Origin of the sequence: Luteimonas wenzhouensis, assembly GCF_007859305.1 — a bacterium.
Taxonomy (GTDB): Bacteria; Pseudomonadota; Gammaproteobacteria; order Xanthomonadales; family Xanthomonadaceae; genus Luteimonas; species Luteimonas wenzhouensis.
This window is the reverse complement of record NZ_VOHE01000006.1, coordinates 128,274-144,740: the sequence shown is the minus strand read 5'-3', so window position 1 is coordinate 144,740 and position 16,467 is coordinate 128,274. Positions and strand designations below refer to the sequence as shown.

General features: G+C 73.6%; 14 protein-coding genes. 11 read left to right on the top strand and 3 right to left on the bottom strand.

Features of this window, described 5'->3' with window-relative positions; genetic code table 11:
• The first annotated feature begins 20 nt into the window (after window positions 1-20).
• The 7 genes from FQY79_RS11855 (at window position 21) to FQY79_RS11825 (ending at window position 9,081) form a co-directional block, all read left to right on the top strand.
• Window positions 21-2,249, top strand: coding sequence for a putative bifunctional diguanylate cyclase/phosphodiesterase (locus FQY79_RS11855; RefSeq protein ID WP_146313113.1), 2,229 nt, complete (start codon window positions 21-23; stop codon window positions 2,247-2,249).
• Complete coding sequence (locus FQY79_RS11850) at window positions 2,239-3,123, top strand: CheR family methyltransferase (RefSeq protein ID WP_146313112.1); 885 nt, start codon at window positions 2,239-2,241, stop codon at window positions 3,121-3,123. The genes FQY79_RS11855 and FQY79_RS11850 overlap by 11 nt, the downstream gene beginning before the upstream one ends.
• Window positions 3,120-3,710, top strand: coding sequence for a chemoreceptor glutamine deamidase CheD (gene cheD / locus FQY79_RS11845; RefSeq protein ID WP_146313111.1), 591 nt, complete (start codon window positions 3,120-3,122; stop codon window positions 3,708-3,710). The genes FQY79_RS11850 and cheD overlap by 4 nt, the downstream gene beginning before the upstream one ends.
• Before the next feature lies 1 nt (window position 3,711).
• The gene (locus FQY79_RS11840) at window positions 3,712-4,785 is read left to right on the top strand and encodes a protein-glutamate methylesterase/protein-glutamine glutaminase (protein WP_146313110.1); all 1,074 of its coding nucleotides are present in this window, start codon (window positions 3,712-3,714) and stop codon (window positions 4,783-4,785) included.
• 65 nt (window positions 4,786-4,850) lie between these two features.
• Complete coding sequence (locus tag FQY79_RS11835; protein WP_146313109.1) at window positions 4,851-6,029, top strand: methyl-accepting chemotaxis protein; 1,179 nt, start codon at window positions 4,851-4,853, stop codon at window positions 6,027-6,029.
• 60 nt (window positions 6,030-6,089) lie between these two features.
• Window positions 6,090-7,901: a histidine kinase gene (locus tag FQY79_RS15430; protein WP_186760008.1), complete on the top strand. Its 1,812-nt coding sequence runs from the start codon at window positions 6,090-6,092 to the stop codon at window positions 7,899-7,901.
• Window positions 7,902-8,025: 124 nt separating this feature from the next.
• The gene (locus tag FQY79_RS11825) at window positions 8,026-9,081 is read left to right on the top strand and encodes an HDOD domain-containing protein (protein ID WP_186760006.1); all 1,056 of its coding nucleotides are present in this window, start codon (window positions 8,026-8,028) and stop codon (window positions 9,079-9,081) included.
• 13 nt (window positions 9,082-9,094) lie between these two features.
• On the opposite strand, the gene FQY79_RS11820 is transcribed toward FQY79_RS11825, so the two are convergent.
• The 3 genes from FQY79_RS11820 to FQY79_RS11810 are packed head-to-tail and all read right to left on the bottom strand — an operon-like array spanning window position 9,095 to window position 11,702.
• On the bottom strand, window positions 9,095-9,226 hold the full coding sequence (locus FQY79_RS11820; RefSeq protein WP_146313107.1) for a DUF2474 domain-containing protein: 132 nt from the start codon (window positions 9,224-9,226) through the stop codon (window positions 9,095-9,097).
• A complete protein-coding gene (cydB, locus tag FQY79_RS11815) occupies window positions 9,226-10,221 on the bottom strand; it encodes a cytochrome d ubiquinol oxidase subunit II (RefSeq protein WP_281289324.1) in 996 nt (331 codons plus the stop codon). The genes FQY79_RS11820 and cydB overlap by 1 nt, the downstream gene beginning before the upstream one ends.
• An 11-nt stretch (window positions 10,222-10,232) precedes the next feature.
• On the bottom strand, window positions 10,233-11,702 hold the full coding sequence (locus FQY79_RS11810; protein WP_146313105.1) for a cytochrome ubiquinol oxidase subunit I: 1,470 nt from the start codon (window positions 11,700-11,702) through the stop codon (window positions 10,233-10,235).
• A 340-nt stretch (window positions 11,703-12,042) separates the two neighbouring features.
• Between FQY79_RS11810 and FQY79_RS11805 the strand changes: the two genes are divergently transcribed.
• The 4 genes from FQY79_RS11805 to ku all read left to right on the top strand — a co-directional run bounded on the left by FQY79_RS11805 (window position 12,043) and on the right by ku (window position 16,458).
• The gene (locus FQY79_RS11805; protein ID WP_146313104.1) at window positions 12,043-12,261 is read left to right on the top strand and encodes a hypothetical protein; all 219 of its coding nucleotides are present in this window, start codon (window positions 12,043-12,045) and stop codon (window positions 12,259-12,261) included.
• Window positions 12,258-12,767, top strand: a complete 510-nt coding sequence (locus FQY79_RS11800; RefSeq protein ID WP_186760004.1) for a hypothetical protein — start codon at window positions 12,258-12,260, stop codon at window positions 12,765-12,767. The genes FQY79_RS11805 and FQY79_RS11800 overlap by 4 nt, the downstream gene beginning before the upstream one ends.
• Window positions 12,768-12,788: 21 nt before the next feature.
• Window positions 12,789-15,452 (top strand): DNA ligase D, encoded by a 2,664-nt coding sequence (gene ligD, locus FQY79_RS11795; protein WP_146313103.1) that lies wholly within the window; start codon window positions 12,789-12,791, stop codon window positions 15,450-15,452.
• A gap of 76 nt (window positions 15,453-15,528) precedes the next feature.
• Window positions 15,529-16,458 (top strand): non-homologous end joining protein Ku, encoded by a 930-nt coding sequence (ku, locus tag FQY79_RS15425; protein ID WP_186760002.1) that lies wholly within the window; start codon window positions 15,529-15,531, stop codon window positions 16,456-16,458.
• Window positions 16,459-16,467: the final 9 nt, after the last annotated feature.

Below are 16,467 nucleotides of genomic sequence, written 5' to 3'. Positions count from 1 at the left end.
GCCCCTCCCGGACCGTCGCCATGCTCGAGCCCCTGGTCGCCCCCGACGCCAGTCCCGGCAAGCCCGCATCCCCGAATCCGCCGCCCCCGCAGCCGGCCGCCGCGCACCGGCACGAACGGCCGCGCGGCCAGGTCCTCGAGGCGGTGCTCGCGGTCGCGGCCGGCCTGTTCGACTGCCGCTGCGCGATGCTGTGGACGATGGACGCCGGGCGCCTGCGCCTGGCCGCCGCGCGCGGACTGCCGGCCGGCGTCGACGGCACCGACAGCGCGCTGGCCAGGCTGGTGGACGCGGACGCGCCCACCGCGGTGGTGGCCGACGCCGGCGCGGACCCGCGACTGGAAGGCGATCCGCTGGTCGCCGGCGACGGCGGCGTGCGCTTCTACATGGCGGCCCTCCTGCGCGGCGCGGACGGCGAGCTGCTCGGTGCGCTCGGCGTGGGCGACGCGCGGCCGCGCGAGCCGCGGCCCGACGCCCGCGAACGCCTGGCGGCGATGGCCGCCGTGGCCGCGCCGGCGCTCGGGCGCCTGGCCGGCCCGCGTTGCCGGCAGGCGGCCGACGCCAGTTCCAGCGCGATCCTGGTGGTCGATCCGGCCGGCAGGACGCTCTTCGCCAACGGCGCGGCACGCGACCTGCTGGGTCCGGCGGCGATGCCGGGCCAGCCGCTCGACCGGCTGCTGCCGCTCCCGCTGCAGGACGATCCGGAACAGGTCGTGCGCTGGCTGCACGGCGACGGCAAGGCCCGCGACGAAGTCCCCAGCGCGCGCCGGCTGCGCATCCGCGACGCCGCCGGCGAACTGCGCGTGGTCGAAGCCGTGCGCTGCGACTGGCACGACCGCAACAGTCGCGGAGTGTCGCTGATCCTGCGCGACGTCACCGAAGCCGGCGCCGCGCCGCGCGAATCGCGGGCGGTCCGGCGCGACGCGCTCACCGGCCTGGCCACCCGCGAGGCCCTGTTCGCCACCATCGACTCGCTGCGCCGCCGCGGCGCCCGCCTCGGCGTGGCGCTGCTGGGCCTGGACAACTTCCGCGCCGTGAACGAGGCCCTGGGCCACGAGGTCGGCGACACCGTGCTCCAGGTCGTGGCCTGCCGGCTGATGGCCTGGCTGCCGGCCGACGCCCACCTGGCCCGGTTCGGCGGCGACGAGTTCGCGATCCTGTTCCAGGCCCCCGCCGGGCTCGACGCGTTCGAGCCGCGGCTGCAGGCGCTGCTGCGCGACGTCGCCAGGCCGTGCGAGATCGACCACCAGCGCGTGCACGTGGAGGCCTGCATCGGCCTGGCCTGCGACGCCGACGCCGAGGGCGCCGCGCACGGCGGCCACGGCGGCAGCGGGCTGCTGGCGCTGGCGTCGCTGGCCCTGCACCACGCCAAGCGCGCCGGCAGCCTGCAGCTGCGCCGCTTCTCGCCCTCGATGCGGGCCGAGGCGATCGACCGCCGGCACCTGGACCTGGAACTGCGGCGTGCGTTCCGCGACGGCGAGTTCGAGCTGCACTACCAGCCCCAGGTCGACCTCGCCACCGGCCTGCCGTCCGGCGCCGAGGCGCTGCTGCGCTGGCGCCACCCCGAGCGCGGCCTGCTGATGCCGGTGGCCTTCATCGACGCGCTGGCACGCAGCGCGATCGCGCCGGCGGTGGGCAACTGGATCCTGCAGCAGGCCTGCCGCGACGCCGCCAGCTGGCCGCCGGCCGGCGGGCGCCCGCTCAAGGTCGGGGTGAACCTGTTCCCGGCGCAGTTCAACGACGACGCGCTGGTGGACAAGGTGGACGCCGCGCTCGCCGCCAGCGGCCTGGCCCCGGAGCAGCTGGAGATCGAACTCACCGAGACCATCGCCCTGCGCGAAGACGGCGTGGCCGAGCGCACCCTGGGCCAGCTGCGCAAGCGCGGCATCCGCGTCTCCTACGACGACTTCGGCACCGGGCACGCCTCGCTGTCGATGCTGCACCGGCTGCCCGTGGACCGGGTCAAGATCGACCGCTCGTTCGTGCGCGACCTGGTCGACAGCCGCGGCGACAAGGCGATCGTGCGCTCGATCACGCTGATCGCGAAGAACTTCGACATGGAGGTGATCGCCGAGGGCGTGGAGTCGGTCGAGCAGGCCGCGCTACTGCGCGAGTTCGGCTGCCACGAGGTCCAGGGCTTCCTCTATTCGAAGGCGCTGCCGCGGCCGGTGTTCGACCACTGGCTCGCCGCCCGCGTCGCCTCGCCCGGGGCGGCCGGCGGGCCGGCGGTGGAGCCGGGCGATGGCGGCTGAGGCGCTGCGCGAGCCAGCGGACGCGATCGGCGCGGCCGGCGAACGCGGCTTCGTGTTCGAGGAGCGGGACTTCCAGCGCGTGTGCCGGATGATCCATGCGCGCGCCGGGATCAGCCTCGGCCCGCACAAGCGCGACATGGTCTACAGCCGGCTGGCGCGGCGCCTGCGCGCGCGCGGGATCGAGCGCTTCGCCGACTACCTCGACCTGGTGGAACGCGACGCCGACGGCGAGGACGAACAGTTCGTCAACGCGCTGACCACCAACCTGACCTCGTTCTTCCGCGAGGCCCACCACTTCCCGCTGCTGGCCAGCCAGCTGCGCGCGATGTACCGGCGCGGCCCGTCGCTGCTGGTGTGGTGCTGCGCGGCCTCCACCGGCGAGGAGCCCTACTCGCTGGCGATCACCGCCTGCGAAGCCTTCGACAGCCCCACCCCGCCGGTGCGGATCCTGGCCACCGACATCGACACCTCGGTGCTGCAGGTGGCCGCGCGCGGGGTGTACCCGCTCGAGCGCATCGCCGGGATCGATCCGGTGCGCCGGCGGCGCTTCTTCCAGCGCGGCGCCGGCGCCAACGAGGGCCTGTGCCGGGTGCGCCCGGAGCTGCGCGCGCTGGTCGAGCTGCGCCCGCTCAACCTGCTCGCGCACGACTACGGACTGCGGCCGGGCTCGTGCGCGGCGGTGTTCTGCCGCAACGTGATGATCTACTTCGACAAGCCCACCCAGTACCGGGTGCTGCAGCGGATCACCCCGCTGCTGGCCCCGGAGGGCCGCCTGTATACCGGGCACTCGGAAAGCTTCAACCACGCCGCCGACCTGGTGGCGCCGTGCGGGCGCACCGTGTACCGGGCCGTACGACAGGGAGGTGGACGATGAGCACGGCCCTGGCCGCACCGCCCGCCGGAACCTACTACGACACCGCGTTGAAGACCCGCGCCATCCGCCTGCTGCCGGCCGACTACGTGGTCACCGACGAGCCGGTGGCGCTGGTCACCCTGCTCGGATCGTGCGTGGCCGCGTGCCTGTACGACCCCCTGCCGGGACTGGGCGGGATGAACCACTTCATGCTGCCCGGCGGCCACGGTGACGACGGCAAGCCCGCGCGCTACGGCGTCAACGCCATGGAGCTGCTGATCAACGGCCTGCTCAAGCGCGGCGCCAACCGGCGCCGGCTGCAGGCCAAGGTGTTCGGCGGCGGCAACGTGCTCAGCGGCATCCACAGCGACCCGATCGGCACCCGCAACGCGAGCTTCGTGCTCGATTACCTGGACGCCGAGAAGATCCCGGTGCTGGCCCAGGACCTGGGCGACAACCAGGCGCGCAAGATCGGCTTCTTCCCGCGCACCGGCCGCACCCTGGTCAAGCGCCTGCCGGCCACCCGCGACGACGTGGTGGACGTCGAGCGCGCGCTGTACGGGCGCCTGGCGCGGGCGCCGGTGGCCGGCCCGGTGGAACTGTTCTGACATGGGCCCGCGGCCGGTCCGGGTGCTGGTGGTCGACGACTCGGCGCTGGTGCGGACGCTGGTGTCCGAGCTGCTGGGCGCCGATCCCGGGATCGAGGTGGTCGGCACCGCCGCCGATCCCTACATCGCCCGCGACAAGATCAAGCGCCTGGCGCCGGACGTGATCACGCTCGACGTCGAGATGCCGCGCATGGACGGCCTGACCTTCCTGCGCAACCTGATGCGGCTGCGGCCGATGCCGGTGATCATGGTCTCGTCGCTGACCGAGGCCGGCGCCGCGGTGACCCTGGACGCGCTCGCGGCCGGCGCGGTCGATTTCGTGGCCAAGCCCAGGATCGACGTCGCCCGCGGCCTGGTCGAGTACGGCGCGCGGCTGGCGGAGAAGGTCAAGCTGGCCGCGCGGGCCCGGGTGGGGCACGCCGCCCCGGCCGCCACGCCGCATCGCGAGGGCCCGATCGGCCACCATAGCACCGGTCGGCTGCTGGCGATCGGCGCCTCCACCGGCGGCACCGAGGCGATCCGCGAAGTGCTCGGACAGATGCCGGCCGACGCCCCGGCCACGGTGATCGTGCAGCACATCCCGGCCGCGTTCAGCGCCTCGTTCGCCGAGCGGCTGGACCGCCACAGCCGCATGGCCGTGACCGAGGCGCGCGACCGGCAGCCGCTGCTGCCCGGACACGCCTACGTCGCCCCCGGCGGCCGCCACCTGCGGGTGGCGCGCAGCGGCGGGCAGTGGATCTGCCGCCTGGGCGACGACGCACCGGTGTGCCACCACCGCCCGAGCGTGGACGTGCTGTTCGAATCGGTGGCCGCGGCCGCCGGCCGCGACGCCTGCGCCGCGCTCCTCACCGGCATGGGCGAGGACGGCGCCGCCGGACTGCTGGCGCTGCGCCGCGCCGGCGCGCTGACCATCGCACAGGACGAGGCCACCAGCGTGGTCTGGGGCATGCCCGGGGCCGCGGTGGCGCTGGGCGCGGCGGCCGAGGTGGTGCCACTGCGCCAGGTCGCCGCGCGCCTGCTCGCCCCCGCGCGCGAGGACGGCGCCGCCGCGGCCGCGCCGCCGCCCGGTGGCTAAAGCAGGCCCGATCGCAGCCGTTACCTAGGCAGACCGTCCAGCCCCCCATCCCGACAGGACCGACAATGGATTCGCGTGTTTTGCTTCGTCTCGCAGCGCCGCTGGCGCTCACCCTGGTCCTGGTGGTGGCCCAGGCGCTGGACCTCGCCCCGGCGGTGCGCTGGGGTGCCCTGGCCGCCATGACCCTGGCCTGGCTGTGGTTCGCGTGGACCACGGGCCGGCCGGCCGACACCGCGCTGCTGCGCGACCAGGGCCGGCTGCTGGAGGAGCTGCGCAACTTCATCGGCGCCGAGGTCGAGGGTTCGCGCGCCGAGATCGACCGCACCCGCGAGCTGATCCGCGAGTCGGTGGCCAAGCTGGGCACCAGCTTCGACGCGGTCAACCGCCGCTCGCGCCAGCAGAGCGAGGTCGCCGCGCGCATCCTCGACCGCCGCAACGGCGGCGACGACAGCGGCAGCGGCTCGGACGTGCACCGCTTCGCGGTCCAGGCCAGCCAGCAGATGGAACAGCTGGTCGAGGCGCTGGAGGCGGTGAGCGGCCAGAGCGGCGCCACCGTCACCCACATCGACGCGATGGCCGAACACCTGGACGGCATCTTCTCGCTGCTCGAGGACGTCAAGTCGATCGCCGACCAGACCAACCTGCTCGCGCTCAACGCCGCGATCGAAGCCGCGCGCGCGGGCGAGGCCGGCCGCGGCTTCGCCGTGGTCGCCGACGAGGTGCGCAACCTGTCCGAGCGCTCGACCGCGTTCAACGAACAGATCCGCAAGCTCGCCCACAGCTCCAAGGACGCGATCGCCCGCGTGCGCGAGACCGTGAGCACGATGGCCTCGCGCGACCTCGACCGCAGCCGCCAGGCGCGCAACGAGGCCGCGGCGATGCTCGAGCGCGTGGACGAGATCAACCGCAACCTCGGCGCCGGCATGCGCGAGATCGCCGAATGCAGCAAGGCCATCGACGGCTCGGTCGCCGAGGCGGTGCGCTCGCTGCAGTTCGAGGACATCGCCACCCAGGCGCTGGCCGCCGCGAACCTGCACCTGGAGCGGCTGGGCGCGATCAACCGCGAGGCGACCGTGCTGCAGGACCTGCTCCACCGCAACGGCGCCCAGTGCAGCCCCGAGCTGCGCAAGGCCCTGGCCCAGATCGGCCAGCGCATCTCGCAGATGCGCGGCGAATGGGAGCGCCCCCCGCACAAGCCGGTGACCCAGCAGTCGATGGACGCCGGCAGCGTCGAACTGTTCTGAGCACCGGCCACCCGCCGGCAGGCTTGCGGCTCCGCCTCCGGGGCCGGTAGCGTGGCCGCCATGCCCGACACTGCCACCACCACCCGGCCCGGCTGGGCCCTGCTCGGCGAATTCACCAAGCTGCTGCTGCTGGCGGTCGCGCTGCCGGTGCTGGTGCTGGTCGGGCTGCTGCTGTGGCAGCTGTCGCTGTCGGTGCACGCGCGGTATTCGGCCCGGCTCGCCGCCACCGCCAGTTCCACCGCGCGCGAACTCGACAGTTTCCTGCGCGTGCACATGGCGACCATGCAGGTGCTCGCCGACCGCCGCATCGCCGCCGGCGACATCGACGACGTCGCCGGCTGGGACACCGACCTGGCGCGGATCAACCGCCATTACCCCGCCTTCGCCCACCTGCTGGTGGCCGGCGCCGACGGCCAGGTCCTGGCCGCCAACCCGGCGCTGGCCGGGGGCAGCGACCGCTCGGTGGCCGGTCGCGAGTATTTCCAGGTGCCGCGCGAGAGCGGACGCGGCCACGTGTCCGGGGTCTACATGGGACGCGGGCCCGAGCGCTCGCCGCGGGTCGCGGTGTCGGTGCCGCTGCTGCAGGGGGACCGCTTCGCCGGGGTGGTCTCGGGTTCGATGCCGGCCGCCGCGCTGGTCCCCGGCCACGGCCTGGAGGAGCACGGCTTCGAACTGCTGCTGCTCGATCGCGAGCTCACCGTGGTCCAGGCCAGTCCGGGCCTGTCGCTGCAGGCGCTGGAGCGGCTCGATGCCCGCGGCGGGCGCGAGGCCGAACGCGACCTGGCGCGCGCCGCGCGCTCCAGCAGCCTGGTCCGCGAACTGCGCGGCGTGCTGCGCGACGGCGGCGATGCGCTGGCGGTGCCGGTCGCGCTGGAGAACGGCTGGCGGTTGCTGCTGCTGCAGCCGCGCGCGGCGCTCGACGCCGAACTGCGGCGCACCGCGCTGGCGCTGCTCGGCCTGCTCGCACTGGTGCTGGGCGGAGTGATGATCGTGGTGGTGCTGCGGATGCGGCGGCTGCGCCGCAGCGTGCGCGGCCTGCTGGAACGCATGCAGCAGTTCGCGCTCGACAGCGATTCCGACCAGGTGGTGCCGGGGCGGATGCCACGCGAGCTGCGCCCGCTGGCGGACGCGATGAACGCGCTCGCCGCGCGCGCCCGCGCCTCCTACGACGAAGTCAGCTTCAGCCTGCAGGAACAGCGCCGGCTGCGCGAGGAACTGCAGACCGTGGCCCAGCGCCTGCTCACGGTGCAGGAGGACGAGCGGCGCACGCTCTCGCGCGAGCTGCACGACGACATCGGCCAGTCGATCACCGCAATCAAGCTGGCCGCGACCTCGCTTACCGACGAATCGCTGGGCGGCGATCCCGAGGCGCGGCGCGAGATCCTCGACGAGGTGATCGCGATCGCCGACCAGACGGTGCACAAGCTGCGCGACCTGTCGCTGCTGCTGCGCCCGCCGCAGCTCGATTCGCTGGGGCTGGAACCCGCGCTGCGCGGCCAGATCGCCCTGCTCTCGCGCAACAGCCGGGTGCGCATCGAACTGGACGTGGCGCCGGTGGACGAGCGGCTCCCGGCGGCGGTCGAGCTGGCCTGCTTCCGCATCGCCCAGGAGGCGCTGACCAACGTCGTGCGCCACGCCGCCGCGACCCGGGCGCGGGTCGAGGTCGCGCTCGCCGACGACGGCCGCGCCCGCACCCTGGTGCTGCGGGTGGTCGACGACGGCCGCGGCCTGGACCCGGCGCGCGGCGGCGGGCTGGGAATGCTCACCATGCGCGAACGCGCGGCCCAGCTCGGCGGCAACGTGGTCGTGGTCGCGCGCGTCGGCGGCGGCACCGAAGTGGTCGCCCGGCTGCCGGTGGACGGGGTGGCCTGACCATGCCATGCCGCGGAACCGCACCGAACTGTGCGCGGCGTGGAAGAACCGCGCCCGCGCGCTGTGGCCGCGCGCCGTGGCGGGGTATCTTTGGCGGTCCAGGGGACGCAACAGGATGAGTGCCGTGCAGATCGTTGTGGTCGGTGGCGATTCCGCGCAGGTCGCGCAGGTCGCCCGGGAACTGTCGGATTACGGGATGGAGTGGCGGCTGCGGCATGCGCCCGGCCCCGCCGACGTGCCCGCGCCCGACGCCCCCGACGCGCCGGAGGTGCTGGTGGTGTCCGCACGCGAGTCCGAGGGCGGCGGCCTGCCGGTACTGGCCGCGCTGGCCCGGCGCCATTCGGGCACGGTGCGCATCCAGCTGATGGCGCCCGACAGCGGCCACGACCTGCTCGACGTGCTGACCAACAGCCACCGGATGCTCAACGAGCCGCTGGAGGCGATGGCGCTGATCGAGGCGGTGGAAAGCGTGGCCGAACTGCGCGAACTGCTCGAGGATCCCGCGCTCAAGCAGGCGATCGAGCGTGTCGGCACCCTGCCCGCCGCGCCGCGCCAGTACCTGGCGCTGACCGCGCTGCTGCGCGACCCCGACAGCACCGCGGCGCAGATCGCCGAGGTCGTCGGGCAGGACCCGACCGTGGCCGCACGGGTGCTGCGGCTGTCGAACTCGGCCTATTACTCCGGCGGTCGCGAGATCAGCGACCTGCGCACCGCGGTCACCCGCCTGGGCCACAACGCGCTGCGCCAGCTGGTACTGGCGAGCGAGGTGTTCTCGGTCGGCCCCGAGGCCGACGAGCTGCGCGAGCGCGCGCTGCGCATTTCCCAGCTTGCCGGCAGGCTGCTGGCCGGGCCCAGTGCCGACCTGGCCGCCACCGCCGGGCTGCTGGCCGAGGTCGGCCTGCTGTTGCCGCGCAGCGCCGGCATCGATCCGGCGGTCACCCCCTACAGCTCCACCGGCGCCTACCTGCTGGGCCTGTGGGGGCTGCCCGGGCCGATCGTCGAGGCGGTGGCCTTCCACGACCGCCCGGCGCGGGTGCGCGGCAGCTTCTGGGTGACCGGCGCGGTGCACGTGGCCGCGGCCCTGGTCAACGGCCGCGAGCCCGACGAGGCGTACCTGCGTTCGGTGGGCCAGTACGACCGCCTGCCGCGCTGGCGCGAAATGGCCGCCGCCGTCGCCTGAGCCGGCGCGGCCCTCAGCCGATCCACAGCCGCAGCGTCCAGGCCACCAGGCCCACCGCGGCCAGCCCGCCCAGCCACAGCGCCGCGAACCACAGCAGCCGCTTCCACAACGGCCCGGGCGTGCGCGTGCCGTGCGCGACGGGCATCAGTGGTAGCCCTCGTCCCCGACCTTGCCGCGGAACACCCAGTACGCCCAGCCGGTATAGGCCAGGATCACCGGCACCAGCACCACCGCCCCGACCAGCATGAAGCCCAGGCTGGCGTCGGGCGCGGCCGCGTCGTGGACGGTCAGCGCGCGCGGCACCACGTAGGGGAACATGCTGATGCACAGGCCGGCGAAGGTCAGCGCGAACAGGCCGAGGGTGAGCAGGAACGGCGCCAGCTCGCGGCCGCGGCGCAGCGCGCGCCACGACGCGTAGGCGAGGATCGCGGTCAACAGCGGCACCTGCGCGGTGAGCAGCACCACCGGATAGCGGGTCCAGCGGTTCCAGTAGTCGAACTCCAGCCCCAGGGTGGCCAGGCTCACCGCCACGATCCCCGCCAGCAGCCCCGCCCCCAGCGGCGGCGCCATCCGCCGCGCGCGCGCCTGGGTGTCGCCCGTGGTCTTCCACACCAGCCAGGTCGCGCCGAGCAGGGCGTAGCCGACCACCACGCTGGCGCCGGTGAGCAGCGAGAACGGCGTCAGCCAGTCGAGCCAGCCGCCGGCGTACATCCGGTCCTCGACCGCGATGCCCTGCAGCAGCGCGCCGAGAATCACGCCCTGGGCGAATGCGGCCACGGTCGAGCCCACGGTGAACGCCAGGTCCCACCACGGCCGGTGCGCGGGGTCGCGCCAGCGCGCCTCGAAGGCCACGCCGCGGAACACCAGCGCCAGCAGCATCGCGACCACCGGTGGATAGAGCGCGGTCATGATCACGCCGTAGGCCAGCGGGAACGCGGCCAGCAGGCCGCCGCCGCCGAACACCAGCCAGGTCTCGTTGCCGTCCCACACCGGCGCCACCGAATTGATCGCCTGGTCGCGGCCGCGGCCGGGCGGGAACGCGGGGAACAGGATTCCGATGCCCAGGTCGAAGCCGTCCATCACCACGTAGGCGAACACGGCGAACAGGATCAGCAGCGCCCAGACGGTGGCCAGGTCCATGCCCATCGCCCTCAGCCCCCGCCCGCGATGCGTTCGGCCGGCCCGGGAGTGATGCCGGCGGTGCGGATCGGGCCCTCGTCGCCGTCGACCGCGGGCTCGCGCGCCTGCACGCCCTTGGCCATCAGCCGCAGGATGTACCAGGTGCCGAAGCCGAACACGATGAAGTACACGACGATGAAGGCCAGCAGCGAGGCGCCGACCGCCGGCGCGTCCAGCGGCGAGGCGCTTTCGGCGGTGGTCAGCAGCCCGTGCACGGTGAACGGCTGGCGCCCGACCTCGGTGGTGATCCAGCCGGCGATCACCGCGACGAAACCCGCCGGCGCCATCGCCAGCGCCGCGCGGTGCAGCGCCGGCCAGTCGTACAGCCGGCCGCGCAGTCGCGCCAGCAGGCTCCACGCGCCCAGCGCCAGCATCGCCAGCCCCAGCGCCACCATCACCCGGAACGACCAGAACACGATCGCCACCGGCGGATGCAGCGACCGGTCCACCGTGTCCAGGCCATCCAGCGGCGCATTCATGTCGTGGCGCAGGATCAGCGAGGACAGCTTCGGGATCGCCACCGCATGGTCCACGCGCTGCCGTGCGTCGTCGGGCAGGCCGAACAGGATCAGCGGCGCGCCGTCGGGATGGCTGTCGTAGTGGCCCTCCATCGCCATCACCTTCACCGGCTGGTGCTCGAGCGTGTTGAGCCCGTGCAGGTCGCCGGCCAGGATCTGCAGCGGCGCCACCAGCGCCGCCATCCACATCGCCATCGAGAACATGGTGCGCGCGGCGGCCTGCGAGGGCGGCAGCGCCGGATTCTCGCCCGGCAGCGCGGCCGCAGCCTCGCGCGCCTCGGGCCGCGGCTGGCGCAGCAGGTGCCAGGCACCCACCCCGCCCACCACCAGGGCGGTGGTCAGGTAGGCGGCGACCACCGTGTGCACCAGGCGGTAGGGGAAACTCGGGTTGAAGACGATCGCCCACCAGTCGACGGGCACGAACTGGCCGGCGGCGTTGAGTTCGAACCCGGCCGGCGTGTGCATCCAGCTGTTGGCGCTGAGGATCCAGAACGCCGACAGCAGCGTGCCCAGTCCGACCATCAGCGTGGCGAGGAAATGCAGCCGCGGCCCGACCCGGTCCATGCCGAACAGCATCACGCCGAGGAAACCGGCCTCGAGGAAGAACGCGGTCATCACCTCGTAGGCCATCAGCGGACCGATCACCGGCCCGGCGCGGTCGGAGAACACCGCCCAGTTGGTGCCGAACTGGTAGGACATCACGATCCCCGACACCACACCCATGGCGAAGGCGACCGCGAAGATCTTGACCCAGAAGCGGAACAGGTCGAGGTAGACCTGGCGCCTGGTCCGCAGCCACAGCGCTTCGAGCACCACCAGGTAGCTGGCCAGGCCGATCGAGAACGCGGGGAAGATGAAATGGAAGCTGATGGTGAACGCGAACTGGATCCGCGCCAGCAGCACCGCATCGGCCTCGGCGAACATGGCCGCCTACTTCCCGCCCGGCGGCGGGGCCGAACGCATCGGCGCACGGGCCATGGCCGCAAGCGTGTTGGCATCGGATGATCGCATCGTCGCACTCGCCAGGCATCCGGGGCAGCGGACCGGTCGATGCACGGCCGCGCGCATCGCAAAGGTCGCAGCACGGATGATATTGGTGGCGCCCACCGCGTCCGTCACACCGCCTTGACCTCGCGTCGGACGACGCAACGCGCCTGGCCAGCCGTGGGCGGGCCGGATGCCGGCGCGACGCGCGGCGCTTCACGTCGTCATCCCGGCCGCAGGCGCAATCTGCAGCGTGTTTCCCGCGACACCGGAGGTTCCGATGGCCAGGTGCGACGTCTGCGGCAACGAATACGAGCACGCCTTCACCGTGCAGACCGCGCGCGGCGACGGCGTGTTCGACTGCTTCGAATGCGCCATCCACGCCCTCGCCCCACGATGCGCCCATTGCGGCTGCACCGTGATCGGCCACGGCGTGGGCCGCGGCGGGCAGGTGTACTGTTGCCCGCATTGCGCGGACCAGGCGGAGCAGGCGGCATGAGCCGGCGCAGCATCCATTGCGCGCCCGACCTGGCGCGCGCCGAGCAGGCGGTCGCGATCGCGCGCACGACCGGGCTGGGCGACGAGGCGCTTTCGCTAATCGCGCGCTCGGACATCGAGGTCGGCGCGGTCTCCGACGACCTCAAGCAGGCCGACACCGACATGCTCCCGGCCGCCGCGCGCGGCATGGGTTACGGCGCTGCGGCCGGCGCGGTCGCAGGCCTGGCGGCCGCCACCTTTCCGCCGCTGGGGCTGACCCTGGCCGGCGCGATGCTGGCCGGCGGCGGGGCCGGCGCGCTGGTCGGCGGCTGGGCCTCGGCCCTGTTCGGCGCCACGCTCCCCGAGCCGGAACGCCGGAACTACGAGGAGCTGATCGAGGCCGGCAAGGTCCTGGTCGTGGTCGATGCCGACGATGACCACCATGTCGCGCTCGCGCCGCGCTTCGCGGAGCTCGGCCTGGTGCGGCTGGAGATCGACGGCGACCAGACGGCGACGCCCGCGGCCTGACCCGGCCGCGCCGCCACCGCCATGGCGCTGGAGGACTACCGACGCAAGCGGCGCTTCGGGCAGACGCCCGAACCCGACGACCGCCCGCGCGCCGCGCCCCCGGGCCGGCGCCCGATCTTCGTGGTCCAGCTGCACCACGCCAGCCACCGCCACTACGACTTCCGGCTGCAGGTCGGCGACGTGCTGCGCAGCTGGGCGGTGCCCAAGGGCCCGAGCCTGGACCCCTCGGTGAAGCGCATGGCGGTGGAGGTCGAGGACCACCCGCTCGACTACGCCGGCTTCGAGGGCGAGATCCCGGCCGGCCACTACGGCGCCGGCCACGTCGCCCTGTTCGACCGTGGCACCTGGACCACCGAAGGCGACGTCGCCGCGCAGCTGGCCAAGGGCCATCTGCGCTTCACCCTGCACGGCGAGCGGCTCAAGGGCGGCTGGCACCTGGTGCGCTCGGGCAAGCCGGCGCGCCAGCCGCAGTGGCTGCTGTTCAAGCAGGACGACGCGTGGGCGGGCGATGCGGAGGCGGACGACCTGCTCGAGGGCGTCACCCCGCCCCCGGCATCGAAGCGTGGCGCGCGGACGGTGAACAAGGCCGCGAAGACGCCGGCGCGGTCGGCCACCGCGAGGACGCCCGCCCGGCGGGCGACGAAAAAGACCGCCAGCCGCGCGAAGGCGACGCGCACGTCGGCTGGGTCACGCCGGCGCACGGACTGGGCCGCCCTCGCCGCGAAGCTGCCCGGCGCGCGCCGTCGCGCGCTGGCGACCGACGCTCCGCGCCCGCAGCTCGCGCGCCTGGTGGCGAAGCCGCCCGACGGCGAGCGCTGGCTGCACGAACTCAAGTGGGACGGTTACCGCCTGCTCGCCGCGCTGCGCGATCGCGAGCCGCGGCTCTGGTCGCGCAACGGCCTGGACTGGACCGCGCGGGTGCCCGAGGTCGACGACGCGCTCGCCGCCCTCGGCGTGCGCGACCTGCTGGTCGACGGCGAACTGATCGCCGGCCAGGGCCGGCGCGAGGATTTCAACCTGCTGCAGCAGGTGCTCTCTGGCGAGCGCCAGGGACGGCTGCGCCTGGTGCTGTTCGACCTGCTGCACCTGGACGGCATCGACCTCTCCGGCGCACCGCTGCACGAGCGCAAGCAGCTGCTCGAACGCCTGCTGCGCGGCGCGCCCGACGCGCTGGCCTACAGCTCGCACGGCATGGGCGACGGCGCAGCCGCGCTCCAGGCCGCGCTCGAGGCCGGCTTCGAGGGCCTGGTCTCCAAGCGCGGCGACGCGGCCTACCATCCGGGGCGCGGCGACGACTGGCGCAAGACCAAGGCACTGGCCAGCGCCGAGTACGCGGTGGTCGGCTACACCCCACCCAAGGGCAGCCGCCGCGGCATCGGCTCGCTGCTGCTGGCCACGCCCGATCCCGAACACGGCTGGCGCTACGTCGGCCGCGTCGGCAGCGGCCTCGACGACGCGCAGCTGCGCGCGCTCGGCGAGCGGCTGGCCGGCAAGGGACGCGACGCGCCCACCGTGCACGTGCCGGCGAACGACACCGACCTGCGCCAGGCCAGGTGGCTGCCGCGTCCGGCGTTCGTGGTCGAAGTCATCACCCGCGGCACCGGCGGCAGCGGCCTGCTGCGCCAGGCCAGCTTCAAGGCCCTGCGGCCGGACAAGCCGGTGTCGGCGCTGGCCGACGCCGGCGGCGACCGCATCGAAGCGGAGGAACGACCGATGGCGAAGCAGGCGGGCACGCGCAAGGGCACGGGCAAGGCGATAACGAAGCGCGGCGCGTCTTCGGCAACGACGAAGGGCAAGTCGCGCAGCACCGCGTCGCGTGCCGGCAGCCGCGCGCCGCCGGAGCTGTCGAGCCCGGAGAAGGTGCTGTTCCCCGACGACGGCATCACCAAGCAGCAGCTGGCCGACTACTACGCCGCGGCGATGGACTGGCTGCTGCCGGAGATCGCCGGCCGCCCGCTGTCGCTGGTGCGCTGCCCGTCCGGCCTGCGCGCGCAGTGCTTCTTCCAGAAGCACGCCACCCCGGGCATGGACCTGGTCTCGCGCGTCCCGATCGAGGAATCGGGCGGCGGGCGCGAGGACTACCTGTACGCGACCGACGCGGCCAGCGTGCTGGAGCTGGTGCAGTTCAACACCATCGAGTTCCACCCCTGGGGCGCGCGCGTGGAGGACGTCGAGCACTGCGACCGGCTGGTGTTCGACCTCGACCCGGACCCGTCGGTGGGCTGGCCGGAGGTGGTCGCCGCGGCGCGCCAGTTGCGCGGCTTCCTCGGCCAGGCCGGACTGGAGTCGTTCGTGCGCACCAGCGGCGGCAAGGGCCTGCACCTGGTGGTGCCGCTGTCGCCGCCCGCGCCCTGGCCGCAGGCGCGCGCCTTCGCCCAGGCCGTGGCCGAGGCCGCGCGCGAGGCCGACCCGCTGCGCTACGTCGCCACCGCCAGCAAGCGCCGGCGCAAGGGCCGGATCTTCATCGACTGGCTGCGCAACGGCCGCGGCGCCACCAGCGTGGCCAGCTTCTCGGTGCGCGCGCGTGCCGGCGCCCCGGTCTCGATGCCGCTGCGCTGGGAGGAACTGGGCCGGGTCAAGGCGGGCAACGCCTGGCACATCGGCAACGCCCTGGCGCGGCTGTCGCGCCTGCGCGGCCACCCCTGGGACGGGTTCGACAGCCTGCGCCAGTCCCTGCCCGGTTGACCGGCCGGCCGCCTGCACGGCGCCACCACACGCCCCGCGGCAGGCTGGCAGGCCCGATCCACCCCCGAGCGACGGCATGGCCCGACCGATCTGGACCGGCAACCTCAGCTTCGGCCTGCTCAACGTGCCGGTCTCGCTGATGTCCGGCACCCGCAGCAACGACCTCTCCTTCCGCATGCTCGACTCGCGCGACCGCAACCCGATCCGGTTCGAGCGGGTCAACGCCGAGACCGGCGAGGAGGTGCCCTGGAAGGAGATCGTCAAGGCCTTCGAGTACGACAAGGGCAACTACGTCGTGATCGAGAAGTCCGACATCGCCTCGGCCGCGCCGGAAAGCCACGAGTCGGTGGAAATCGAGGCCTTCGTCGATGCCGATTCCATCGACGTGCGCTTCTACGAGAAACCCTACGTGCTCGTTCCCGGCAAGAAGGCCGAGAAGGGCTACGTGCTGCTGCGCGAGACCCTGCGCAAGGCGAACAAGATCGGCGTCGCCCGGGTGGTGATCCGCACCCGCGAGTACCTGTCGGCGGTCATGCCGCTGGGCGACGCGCTGGTGCTGATGCTGATGCGCTACCCCCAGGAGCTGGTGGACCCGTCCGAGTACAAGCTGCCAGAGGGCAAGGCCGGCGACTACCGGATCAGCGCCAAGGAGCTGGAGATGGCCACCCAGCTGGTCGATTCGATGGCGGCGAAGTGGAACCCCGGCGACTACCACGACGAGTTCCGCGAGCGCCTGGCCGAGATCATCCGCAAACGGATCAAGGACAAGGGCGCGACCACCCAGGTGCTCGAGGAGCCCGAGCCCGAGGAAGGCGCGGCGACCAACGTGGTCGACTTCGTCTCGCTGCTGCAGAAGAGCCTGAAGGACAACAGGCGCACGCCGGCGAAGAAGACCGCGACGAAGAAGGCGGCCAGGAAGGCCGCCCCGCGCAAGGCGGCCAAGGCGAAGAAGGCCCCGGCGAAGAAGGCCGCGAAGTCCGGCACGCGCACCCGCAAGGCCGGCTGACCGGGGAGG

Excerpts from the sequence above, each read along its gene's own strand:
- FQY79_RS11820 (WP_146313107.1), bottom strand. The coding sequence starts at position 9,226 with ATGCCCGTCGCGCACGGCACGCGCACGCCCGGGCCGTTGTGGAAGCGG.
- ligD (WP_146313103.1), top strand. The coding sequence starts at position 12,789 with ATGGCGCTGGAGGACTACCGACGCAAGCGGCGCTTCGGGCAGACGCCC.
- FQY79_RS11835 (WP_146313109.1), top strand. The coding sequence starts at position 4,851 with ATGGATTCGCGTGTTTTGCTTCGTCTCGCAGCGCCGCTGGCGCTCACC.
- FQY79_RS11800 (WP_186760004.1), top strand. The coding sequence starts at position 12,258 with ATGAGCCGGCGCAGCATCCATTGCGCGCCCGACCTGGCGCGCGCCGAG.
- FQY79_RS11805 (WP_146313104.1), top strand. The coding sequence starts at position 12,043 with ATGGCCAGGTGCGACGTCTGCGGCAACGAATACGAGCACGCCTTCACC.
- FQY79_RS15430 (WP_186760008.1), top strand. The coding sequence starts at position 6,090 with ATGCCCGACACTGCCACCACCACCCGGCCCGGCTGGGCCCTGCTCGGC.
- FQY79_RS11855 (WP_146313113.1), top strand. The coding sequence starts at position 21 with ATGCTCGAGCCCCTGGTCGCCCCCGACGCCAGTCCCGGCAAGCCCGCA.
- FQY79_RS11810 (WP_146313105.1), bottom strand. The coding sequence starts at position 11,702 with ATGTTCGCCGAGGCCGATGCGGTGCTGCTGGCGCGGATCCAGTTCGCG.
- ku (WP_186760002.1), top strand. The coding sequence starts at position 15,529 with ATGGCCCGACCGATCTGGACCGGCAACCTCAGCTTCGGCCTGCTCAAC.
- FQY79_RS11840 (WP_146313110.1), top strand. The coding sequence starts at position 3,712 with ATGGGCCCGCGGCCGGTCCGGGTGCTGGTGGTCGACGACTCGGCGCTG.
- cheD (WP_146313111.1), top strand. The coding sequence starts at position 3,120 with ATGAGCACGGCCCTGGCCGCACCGCCCGCCGGAACCTACTACGACACC.
- cydB (WP_281289324.1), bottom strand. The coding sequence starts at position 10,221 with ATGGACCTGGCCACCGTCTGGGCGCTGCTGATCCTGTTCGCCGTGTTC.
- FQY79_RS11850 (WP_146313112.1), top strand. The coding sequence starts at position 2,239 with ATGGCGGCTGAGGCGCTGCGCGAGCCAGCGGACGCGATCGGCGCGGCC.